The organism is Terriglobales bacterium (assembly GCA_035764005.1).
Classification (GTDB): domain Bacteria; phylum Acidobacteriota; class Terriglobia; order Terriglobales; family Acidobacteriaceae; genus Gp1-AA112.
This window is the reverse complement of the sequence record DASTZZ010000125.1, coordinates 103,847-114,397: the sequence shown is the minus strand read 5'-3', so window position 1 is coordinate 114,397 and position 10,551 is coordinate 103,847. Positions and strand designations below refer to the sequence as shown.

Annotated in this window: 9 protein-coding genes; 4 read left to right on the top strand and 5 right to left on the bottom strand. The window is 57.5% G+C overall.

Annotation, left to right across the window (positions count from 1 at the left end; all coding sequences use genetic code 11):
• Positions 1-478: 478 nt before the first annotated feature.
• From VFU50_21295 to VFU50_21275, 5 genes are read right to left on the bottom strand one after another with little or no spacing between them, the layout of a single operon-like run.
• Positions 479-946: a hypothetical protein gene (locus tag VFU50_21295; GenBank protein ID HEU5235407.1), complete on the bottom strand. Its 468-nt coding sequence runs from the start codon at positions 944-946 to the stop codon at positions 479-481.
• Positions 943-1,644: a tetratricopeptide repeat protein gene (locus VFU50_21290; protein HEU5235406.1), complete on the bottom strand. Its 702-nt coding sequence runs from the start codon at positions 1,642-1,644 to the stop codon at positions 943-945. Before VFU50_21290 ends, VFU50_21295 begins: the two co-directional genes overlap by 4 nt.
• On the bottom strand, positions 1,628-4,861 hold the full coding sequence (locus VFU50_21285; protein ID HEU5235405.1) for a tetratricopeptide repeat protein: 3,234 nt from the start codon (positions 4,859-4,861) through the stop codon (positions 1,628-1,630). Before VFU50_21285 ends, VFU50_21290 begins: the two co-directional genes overlap by 17 nt.
• Entirely contained in the window at positions 4,861-6,798 is a 1,938-nt protein-coding gene (locus VFU50_21280; GenBank protein ID HEU5235404.1) for a tetratricopeptide repeat protein, read from the bottom strand. Before VFU50_21280 ends, VFU50_21285 begins: the two co-directional genes overlap by 1 nt.
• 3 nt (positions 6,799-6,801) lie before the next feature.
• Positions 6,802-7,395: a hypothetical protein gene (locus VFU50_21275; protein HEU5235403.1), complete on the bottom strand. Its 594-nt coding sequence runs from the start codon at positions 7,393-7,395 to the stop codon at positions 6,802-6,804.
• Between the two features lie 504 nt (positions 7,396-7,899).
• Between VFU50_21275 and VFU50_21270 the strand changes: the two genes are divergently transcribed.
• The 4 genes from VFU50_21270 (at position 7,900) to VFU50_21255 (ending at position 10,495) form a co-directional block, all read left to right on the top strand.
• Positions 7,900-8,607, top strand: coding sequence for a MotA/TolQ/ExbB proton channel family protein (locus VFU50_21270; GenBank protein HEU5235402.1), 708 nt, complete (start codon positions 7,900-7,902; stop codon positions 8,605-8,607).
• Positions 8,594-9,016 carry a biopolymer transporter ExbD gene (locus VFU50_21265; GenBank protein HEU5235401.1) on the top strand — a complete coding sequence of 141 codons (423 nt, stop codon included), beginning with the start codon at positions 8,594-8,596 and terminating at the stop codon, positions 9,014-9,016. The genes VFU50_21270 and VFU50_21265 overlap by 14 nt, the downstream gene beginning before the upstream one ends.
• A 5-nt stretch (positions 9,017-9,021) precedes the next feature.
• A complete protein-coding gene (locus tag VFU50_21260) occupies positions 9,022-9,486 on the top strand; it encodes a biopolymer transporter ExbD (GenBank protein ID HEU5235400.1) in 465 nt (154 codons plus the stop codon).
• Between the two features lie 76 nt (positions 9,487-9,562).
• Positions 9,563-10,495: an AgmX/PglI C-terminal domain-containing protein gene (locus VFU50_21255; protein ID HEU5235399.1), complete on the top strand. Its 933-nt coding sequence runs from the start codon at positions 9,563-9,565 to the stop codon at positions 10,493-10,495.
• Positions 10,496-10,551 lie beyond the last annotated feature (56 nt).

Here is a 10,551-nt window from a genome sequence, read left to right as displayed (position 1 = left end):
TATCCTCGGTATCTATTGATATCTACCTTAGGCTTTGTCGCAGTAGCCTCATGGTGCACAGCATTTCTGTAATATTCAAATCCTTTAATGGCCGTACCGTTTCGGGATTCATCGCATCAGCACAGGAACTCGCAGTCTGGGTTTGACATTCAATTCGGAGGAGCGATGAGGCAAACAGCGCCGCTCCGCGGTTGAATTACGTTCCATTCCGTTCCAATTGAACGGGGTTCTGGGCGATCCAAGTGATTGACAACTTTGGTGGTTGCACCGTCGACAACATGGTTCGCAACGATGAGGTCGTCGGTTCGATCCCGACTAGCTCCACCATTTCCCAACGCCGAAAACAGAGTTAGTTATCAGGGAACAGCAATGCTGGGAGCGTCCGCGGCTCCTGAAAGGCGAAGCAGGCTGCTGCATCGCGCAGATTGATAGCCCTGCAGTAGAAGATCAAAATTCTGTGACGACATGCACAACTTTGTTAAGGCTTTGTTTTCGACCTGATCTCGTAGTAGCGCAGCGACCGCATGAAGACTTCCTTGTCTACGGGCTGCCTGGAGTCGTCGAGCATCGGTGAGATGCCGGGCGAGTCGCCGAGTTCCGAGGTCTTCCATGGAACAATAACCAGCGACTTGGGCGCGTCTTGATTTCCCAAGATAGACATGCCGAGCGCCTTTGCATCGGGGACGGAAGCCAGCTTCGAGCCTTCGTCGGGCTTTGACTGCGCCTGTTCAGTCTTGCCCTGGGCCTCTTCTGTCTTTGCCTGCGGCTCTTCAGTTGCTCGCTGCGCGGGCTCCATCTTGGCGTGCGCGCGTTGTGTGGCTGGGTGGGCGGCTTCCGTCTTTTTCTGGGCCGTGGCGGCGACGTCGGCGTGTTGAGTCTTAGGCTTATCGGCAGCCAACGCGGCTGCACTCGCCAGCAGCAGTGCAAATAATAAATATCGGCTCATCGCTTCTCCTTTTGGCCTTGGCGGTTGCGAACGTCGGCGATCCATTTTGGGACGTTTGTGTCGTCCGGAACGAGTCGGCTGTACGCTTCGTAATGCTCCAGCGCGCACGGATAATCTCCGAGATACAGGTCGCACAGAATGGCGAGATTCTTGTGCGCATAATGAAACTCCGGAAATTGTGCGAGCGCCGCTTCATAACTCGCGCGCGCCTTGGCGAACTCTCCCTTGCGCCGCTGCACCAGACCGAGTTCGTTATAGGCGGCGGGGTGTTGCGGATTCGATTCCAGCGCCTTGCGCAGACTGGCCTCGGCTTTGTCCAGGTCTCCGGTGCGCTCGTAGGCGATGCCGAGATTAATTTGGGCTGCCGTTAATGTGGGCGCCTGTGCTGTTACCTTGAGCAGCAAGGCGATGCCCTGATCGTATTGCGCCTGGTCCAGCATGTGCACGGCCGCGTCGTAGTCGGCGCGTACCTGGTCCGTTACGGGAACGTGCTGCGTGAACGTGACGCCACTAGCGTCCCGCTGGACGTCGATGGACAACGGTGACGGTGGCGCTTCCACCGGAGGTTTTGCGATCGTCGAGCCAGCTTTCGCCGTTCGCCGCTCTGCAGGTGCGCAGCCCAGGACTGCAACCACGGCCAACCAGGCTATCCCACGAGAAATCGCTTTGATGGTACGGGTGTTATTGCGAAGTCCCATGGTTCACCATTCCTTTGTCTGCGGGTTGCGGTGTCGGCTGCATCGTCTGATCAGGTTTACTCGGCATAGTGTTGGCACTGCCTGCCGAGGAATCAGGCTTGCTCGTGGTGTTGGCGTGGCCGATCGTGCTTGGCGTTGCATTGGCATTGCCTGTCGTCGTGCCGGCATTGCCCGTCGCTGGCGCCGCGACCGGAGACAACGGCGACCGGTATGCGTAAATTTCGATATCAGTGAGGAAGCCAATGCTCATTTCGGGTTTCGCGTAGCGGCCTGGCATCAGCTCGGTCAGTCTCTCAAGACTCTTCTTTGTCCAGTCGTCGAAAACGCCAGCGCGCAACATTTCCATATTCTTTTCGTGTACCTTAATGGCTTTCTCCTCGAAGGGAAACGCTTGCTCATCGAGGGTATCCTCGTAGTCTTTCAGCTCTGCTGCGTTTAGATTCGTGGGCTTCTCCGACTGAAGGAGCGATTTTCCGAAGTTCGAGTAGGTCTCAGCTATGTAGTACGTGGCGGCTGCCGTGACGTCGGCGATTTCGTAATCCACCAACTGACTCATTGCCTTGACGGTGGCATCCATCCGCTGCTTCTTCGCTTTCAGGCTGATCTCAAACGGTTGCGTCAGCTTTACGACTGCGAAATCCTGGTAGGTCCGTTCCGCGAGGACCAGCGCCGAGCGCGCCGCTATCGTCTTTGTACGGCCAGTTCTGTCTGCTCCAGCACTCGCGTCGATGCTCACGATTTGCTTCAGCTGATCCTGGTAATGCGCATCGTCGTTCGCCGCCTTGTACATCTCTGCGATCTTCGAGCGAGTCTCGAGGGCAGTTTCAACCGGCTTGGGAAATTCGTTGACGTAGCGGGTGTAAGCATCCAGGGCGTGATCCCGCGAATTGGATTTCTCATAGAGATCGCCTGCGACGAGAAGCGCTTCGCTACGCAACTTCGGATCATCGGTCTTGGAGGCGATGTGGTCATACTCCACAGCAGCGTTCGCCAACTGACCGTTTTCTCGGTAGGCATGCGCGATCTGTTTATCAGCTTCGAGCCGCAATTTGTGATCGGGAAAGCTGGTACGAAATGCGTCGAGCACGTTGATTGCTGCGGTCCAGTCTTTCACTCGGATCAGCGCAGCGCCTGCATCGTATTCGGCCGCTGGACGGATCGTGGACGTAGGTGCTGCCGTGCGAATCCTCAGGAAGTGAGCGGCTGCGGCGCGATCGTCGCCCGCCTTGCTTGCGAGCTCGCCCTGCTTGTAGATCGACGCAGCTAAGTTGTCGACGAGTGCGGCGTGCGACTTGTCATCGTTGGGAGTGACCGCCAGGACTTGCGTAAACGCCTTTTCAGCCTGAGGATACTCGGCGAGCTCGAATGAGCCGTGCGCAACGACAAGCCATGCCGACCGACGGATGGCCGCGTCCGTGTTTGGATACCTATCGATCAGACGTTGTGCAGCATCGACCGCCGGATGGTAATCCTTCATTTCGTACATGTCATCGGCGGCAGCGCCGAGGACCTCGGCGGCGTGTTCGTGCTGCGGGAAGGCGTCGGCAAACTTGAGAGAGCTTGCGATCGTGCTGCGCTTGACGTCATCCAACTGCGCCGGGGTCGCGCCCTTCAGTTGCTCGCGGTATGCGTAGACGGCAGCGTAGCCTGCGGCTGCCGATTTTGCGTTCGTCGGGTATCCGTAGGCCGTGCGCTCGTACTGCTTTGCCGCCTCGCCGAAATCATGGTTCTCGAGCAGGAGGTCCGCCAAACGATAGTTCATCGTCGGTGAATCGGCGTCCTTGGGGAACGAATCAAGATAGTCGCCGTACCATCGGCGCGCCTCGTTATAATTCGCGAGCTTCTCGCTCGCGTCCTGCGCGTTCTGGTACTCCGCGTGATAGTGCGTGGCGAGATCCTTCAGGTTTGTCTTAACGTAGGCGAGTACCTGCGGCGAATCTTCAGGCTTGAAGTGCTTCCAGTACTCGCCCTGCAGTCCGTACTTGGAAGCAAAATCCCGCTTTGCCTCCAGAACCAGTTGGGGAAAACCGCCTTTGGTGAAAGTCTCGATGACGCGCATGCTGAATCGCGGCGCATCACGGTGGAATGGATAAAGCGTTACGAACGCCTGGTACGTCTTCGCAGCGTCCTGGTAACGCAACTGATCGAGGTAGTGCTCGCCAAGATTGCTGTAAACGCGAGCTTCATAAGGGCGTTTCCCATAAGTGGAGTAGTATTTGCCGACAGCTTCAGGCCCGCCCAGGTTACTGAAGCTCAGACTGATAACTCGAAACGTGTCGGCGACGCGACGTTCATCTTCCTCCTCGTGTTTCTGATCGAAGTCGTAGCCGACCGACACTTTGTAGTCGAGCAGGGCCATGTACTTATCCAGAGCTTCGTCGTACATGTCCTGCTTGTAGAAGGTCCACCCGAGCTTGTAGAGCGCGAGCTCGTAATACGATGACGCGGTTTTAAGGTTCACGACCGCCGTGTAAGCGTTCTCGGCGTCGCGGTAGCGCCGGCGTGTGAAGAAGTACTCTCCGCGTCTGTACTGCACTTCGTCGTAGTGCTCGGAATGCGGATTCTCGCGGATCAGTTGCTCCATCGTAGCGATGGCATCTTCGGTGCGACCGAGCTCGTCGTAAGCCCTCGCCTTCTGATAGAGAACTTTGTCGCGATGCTCGTAATTCGGGTACTCGGTGAGAATTCGGTCGTAAAGATGGATTGCCTCAAGTGGACCCTTGGGATCTGCATTACCGAGCAACGCGTCATTCGGTGCGACGCCGGCGCTGTTGTTCGTCGGGATCGTGGCTGCGGCGGTGGTGCGTCGCTCGAAATCCTTGTCGGATTCTTTCCGCGATGCACTGGCCACCACTGCGTTGGAATTGGGCCGATTGGTCTGGTCACTCGCAATCGCAGGAGCTGATTTCGGGGCGGCCATTTTCCGGTGCTTGGCATCGCCTACTCGTATCCCGTACTGCTTCTCGATTTCCAAATCTGCGAGGCGCCGCATGGCCTCGGGAGTCATAGCAGTCTTCGGCGTCTCCTCCACGATTTTCCGATATTGCTCTAGAGCCTGATCGAGGCCATTCTCGACGGTCACATCTCTCACATCGGGGGCAACGTTATGCAGGTCTGCCAGGGTTCCCGCGGTATTCTTCTTGGCACGCGCGGCGCAGCCGACCATGAATGCCAGCCCAAGAATCGTTGGAATGGTGAGGAGGTGGAGCCGACGCATCACTTCTCCTCCCCGCCCTGGGCGCGCGCAGCTCGGTCGTAACTAGCGGCGACGCCGTAGCGAGCCTCAGTCTGCTGAGCTACCAGGCGATCTCGGCGGCGTTCAAGCTGGTTGATGGCGACGACCTCGATTATGTGTCCTTGCTGCGCGATTAATTGATCGACGCGTTGCTGTGCGTCGTCGACGCGCTGGTGGAGCTGCGAGATCTGTTTGTCATATCCGACGTAGCTTTGCGTCGCCGCCTGCCTTGTTCTCACAAAAGATTCGTACTGCCGAGTAAGAGCATCGACGTTTGAGTTCAATTCGTTCAGGTGGATGGTGGCTGCAGTCAGCCGGTCGTTGTACTCCGTTTCCAGTTGCCATGTGAGTGTGCCGCGCAGTCGGTCCGCGCGTTGCCGAATCGCGAGCGCTTCGGGATTGTGAGAGTTGACGAGCTTTTTCTCGATGAGTGCGATGCGCTCGATGGCGCTCCGTTCATCTGCGGTCGCCAGATAATCCGGCCGCGGTGCAGTCAGCATCGCGTGGAGACGATTCCTTAGCTGCTTGCGCTGCTCCAAGCGGAGGCGCATCCGCGCATCGAGATTCCGGAACTGTGCGTCTACTTCGGGCAGCAGTGGCGCGTAGTTTTGTTTGCGCAACCGAATGAGATCGGTGAAAGCATCGAGACTGGTCCTCGAGGCGATGAGTCTCGTCTGCAAATCCTTCAGGTCGAGATAGTTGTGCAACGCAGTCTGGAAGTCATGAGAGGCCATCAGCTGCATCAGGTAGTAAGTTTCCGGCGCATCGGGCAAAGTGCGCAGCGTGATGACCCAGTCTGCGTCCTCCCTGGTCTCCTCGCGCATCAGCGCCTTCAGAAAATGACCCTCTCTGATGCTGTTGATCGATGCGTCGACCCTCTGGATCTGATTGGTGAAGAGCTCGAGCGCGGCTCCATACTTCAGCGCTGCACGGCCGTTCAGGTTCAGGCCGGCATAAGCATTCGCGACGGCAAGCATGCCCTCCTGCACTGCGGCGTCCGTCGGTTCACGAGAGGCCAAGATGTTCCACGGAACGAGCGCCCGATCGTAATGCTTGGCTGTGGCCTCTGCCCATCCTGCCCGCAGCAGAGCCTGATTTGAGAACGGACCCTCGAGGCGAACGCGGTCCCATGACTGTCTTGCCCGCTCAAAATTCCCAGATTCGAACAACATGGTGCCGAGTACCAAATTGGACTTGTCGCGGATCGCGAGACCGGCGGGATCCGTGGCGGGCAGTTGGCCGGCTTTGTCGAGCTGCTCGATTGCTTCCTGCGGTCGATTGTCCTGCAACAACGCGATGCCAAGGTTATAGGCGACAAATCCGGCCAGATCCTCGCCGCTCCGCATCTGCTTTAGCACGTTGACAGCTTCGCCCGGCCGGCCCGTTGCAATGAGAATATTTGCGCGCAGGAACTCGACGTCATCGATTATCTGCGGCGGCACCGTACCCTGGATTCGTTGAAGTGCGTGCATCGCCTCGTCAAGCTGACCCTCCTGGAAATTCATACGGGCAAGTCTGAACGCGGCCTCGTTTCGTACCGATTCATCGACCGCACCCTCGAGCACCGCCTTGATAGCGCGACCTGCGCGGAGATGCATGCGATAGTCGAGTTCAAAATCGCCGACCGAGAATTCGGCTTCATTAACGTGGTAGTGCAGTGTGTCGAGTTCGGGCTGATCAAGACCGTGGTACATGCCGAGCTCGGTGTCGAGCCGCTGGATTGCATCGAAGTACTGACCCTGGTAGGCGTGATAGAGTGCCTCGCCGAAATAGAGGTCCCTCAGTTCCGAAGAGGGATTTCCCGTTTTGGAGCGAACGGATGGCGCTGGCTGATCACCAGGCATTCCGCTGCCCGCAGCTGGACAAAAGGAAACTCCCACGGCCAGGCAGAGTCCGATTACCCTGCGTGTTGCTCGCATCGATTACCAGTCTCCAATGGCGACGGAAGCGTTGCCTGAACTCGGTCCCGCCAGCGTCAATCCCACCAGCTTTGGCTTCACTTCTTTGCGAAAGGTAAGGTGTTCTGTTCGGCTGAAGTCTTTGCCATCGTCAAGTTTGCCGTCCACAAGCACCTCGAGCTGGTGATCTCCCGTTGCCACGTTGCCGACGTAGATCCGTTGCACGCCGCCTTTGCGCAGCGCTTCGAGCTCTTTCGCGCTGTAAATGTGTTGGGTGACAAGCTGACCGTCGATCTGGAGTCGCACGCTGTCGAGGCGCATCTGATCGCCCTTAGCTAGCGCAACAAAGATCGCGACCTGCGTCCCCGACGGATAGAGCAGCTTCTCCTCGAGCCTGCTTAGTTCTTGAGAAATGCTGAGAACGTCCGATTTGACCTCTTGCACCTGTTCATCAAGACCTCTCATCTGCTGTTGGTCGGGCGAAGCGGTGTTCTTGTCTCCAGACGCAGCGGCCTTCTTGTCTTCGGAAACGGTTACAGCGTGTAATCCGCCGAGCTCCGCAAATGAAAATGCCAGAACCAGACCGATCACAACCGGTAAACGCGATGTTTGTTTCATCTCCGGATAACTCCCACGAAATCCCAGGACGTTGTTCGGACTTCAATAGTTTGAGCAGACAGGTGGCAGCAGCAATAGTGTTGAGCAGGCAGTCGATGCCAACAAGAGCACGCGGGTGCTGATACCCCGCTAAACGGGTGCTGATACCTTTGTGCGAGGCACGATTCCAATTTGGGACGATCGACTGCTGGCCTCAACCTCCAATGGACATGGCCTTGTGATTCGAAGAGGACTCAAAGCGCGTACCAAATTCGCGTGGGTGAAAGTCTGACACTGACGATGCTTGGTTCCGGGCAATATTTACCTTCCCCCGGCCACCATTGCTGTTCTCTTTCTCTCTAGTCGTAAGTGAGCGCTTAGCACAAAGGTAGCAGCACCCGTCCAGGTGAGGTACCTGCACCCGCGTGCTCTTGTTGCCACCGACGGTCTGCTGAACACTGTTGCTGCCACCATTCGTCTGCTCGACATACGTCGAGAGCCCGCCCACTGTCACAGGAGGAAAAGATGACATTCAAGGAATTATTAGGAAATGTCGGCCTATTTGGAGGCGCGGTGATGTGTTGTCTTATCGCGTTGTCCTTCTTTTCACTGGCCGTAATCATTGAGAAGCACCGACGTTTCCGTCTGGCGATACGCCAGTCGCAGATGTTCAAGCCGGCGTTCAAGAATTTCCTCCGCGGCGGAGAAGCTCAGGAGCTGATCAGTGCCTTGCCTAAGCACGAGAAATCGCACGTGGCACAAATCGTGTCGGCTGGACTACTTGAGTACGACAGCTTGCGTCAGCCGGGGCGCGATTCGAGCGCCTCGCTCGATCTCGTCCAGAGCGTAGTCAGAGACTCCATGTCAGAAATGCTGATCCAGTTGAAATGGGGGCTGGGGTTCCTGGCGACGATTGGTTCGACGGCGCCTTTCATCGGCTTGTTCGGTACCGTAGTGGGAATCATCAACGCTTTCCGGAGCATCGCGGCCACAGGATCCGGCGGAATGAGTGTTGTCTCAGGCGGTATTGCTGAGGCCCTTGTCTCGACAGCATTGGGCATCTTCGTCGCAATCCCGGCCGTTGTCGCATTCAACCACTTTACCGGCAAGATTGAGAATTTCCACGTTGAGATGAACCGAGCATCGTCGCAGCTCGTGAACCGCTTGTTCAAAGTACCGGAGCTCAGGGTAGCGGATATGGATGAGTCGGAGGTGGCGCATGCGGCTCGGTGAACCGGCCCGGATGCAGGCGGCCATCAACATTACGCCGCTGGTCGACGTGGTGCTCGTGCTGCTGATCATCTTCATGGTGATGGCCCCGCAGATGCGCAAGGGCCCAGAGGTCAACCTGCCGAACACGGCAAAGCCGGTCGATCAAGGAGATGAGCGGGGCCGGATCTTGGTCTCCATCGATGACACAGACCAGCTTTGGGTCAACGATCAGCGAGTCGCACGCGACCATTTCGGCGAAGCGCTTCGCGCTGCTGTTGGTAACGAGCAAGAACCCAAAATCGTGGTCCGGGGCGATGCAAAGCTCAACTTCGGACAGGTTCGAGAGGTGATGCTCGCGCTCGATCAGGCAGGCTTTCGTGGAGTAGGACTGATCGCTAAGAAAGCCGGTTCAGAAGGTCGGAGAGACTAACACTCATGCAGATGAATAGAGACGATTCCGATTCGGGTCTGCAGTCCGAGATCAACATTACGCCGCTGGTCGACGTGGTGCTCGTGCTGCTGATCATCTTCATGGTCGTTGTCCCGCTGCTGATGCAGGGCTACAACGTCGACATACCTCGAACCTCCGCACAGCCCGCGGCCGCGCAGGCCGCAGAATCGCGGCTGATTCTGAGCATTGCGCCGAGCGGCTGCCGCATCCTCCAGCCGCCGAAAGGCGAGGGGCTCCCTGCGGACTGTCAAGTTATCCTGGCCAATCAAAAAATTCCCGCAGCCGATTTGCCCGCGCGAGTAGCTCAGATTCTGAGCGCTCAGCCCACGGAAAAGCGTGTGCTGTTCCTGGACGCCGACGACAGATTGAACTACGAGGGTGTTCTGCGCATCATCGACCTCGCGAAGTCGAACGTCGAAGATTTAAAAATCGAATTCATTACCCACTGAAGCTGGCTGCTTGGTGACAACCATGGAAACCGCAAGCAGGAAGTTGAAAAATTCCGGGGCTATATCCACCCGGAGCATGCTGAAGAGCCTGGCGATCCATTCCTTGGTGCTGGCTGTACTGCTGCTCGTGCCGGCGAAGATGCTGCTGCCTAGCAAGCCTCCTAGAAAAGAACTCGACGTAGTCTTCTATCGAGCACCGAAGATTGAGGTCCCTGCGCCCGCCGTGCCGCTTCCTATAGCCAGGGAAAAAGCCTCGGCCTCATCGACGCCGGCGCCTGCGCTATTCCCGAAACCGAACGCCCCGGTCGGTCCGGATAGGCCTTCGGTGCCCGAACTCCCGCCGGGTCCGGACGCTGCTGCGCAGGAAAAGGAGAAGATTGGAAAGGCTGGCATCCTGGCATTTAAAGAGCAGTTTGCGAGCCTCGCCACCGACCAGGTTGCGCCGCGTCTTGGTGCCGATGCGCGCTATGGCGCCGCCGATGATGTGGGCCGATCCTCGTCACATTCCGCGCTGACGACCAATACACCCGGATCGAGCGGCGGCATCAATCTCGCTTCGTTGAACCACAGTGTGGGAGGCGGTGGCGGAGGTGGAGGCGGTGGCATCGGTCATGGCGGCGCAGGCGGCGTTTCAATAGCCCGCGCCACCAGCCCAATCGCCGGGATCGCCGGCGGCGGCGCTGATCGACCGAAGGCGCGCAGCGGACCGGGGCCTGCCCGCACCGATGAAGAAATACAGATCGTATTCGATCGATATAAGGCGGCGTTCTATCGACTGTACAACCGCGAACTTCGAAATAACCCGACGTTGAAAGGGCAGATGGTGCTGCGATTGACAATCGAGCCGGACGGCAGCGTATCGATGTGCGTGCTGCAAAAGAGTGACATGGATGCGCCCGATCTCGCCGCACAAGTTGTGGAACGCGTCAAGACGATCAACTTCGGCGCGAAGGAAGGTGTGCAGGCAGTGACGATCTCGTACCCGATCGATTTCCTGCCCGCCGCGTAATTACGGAGTAAAGCGAATGCAAACTTCAACAGATCAAGAGATAAGGAGTTTTTGAT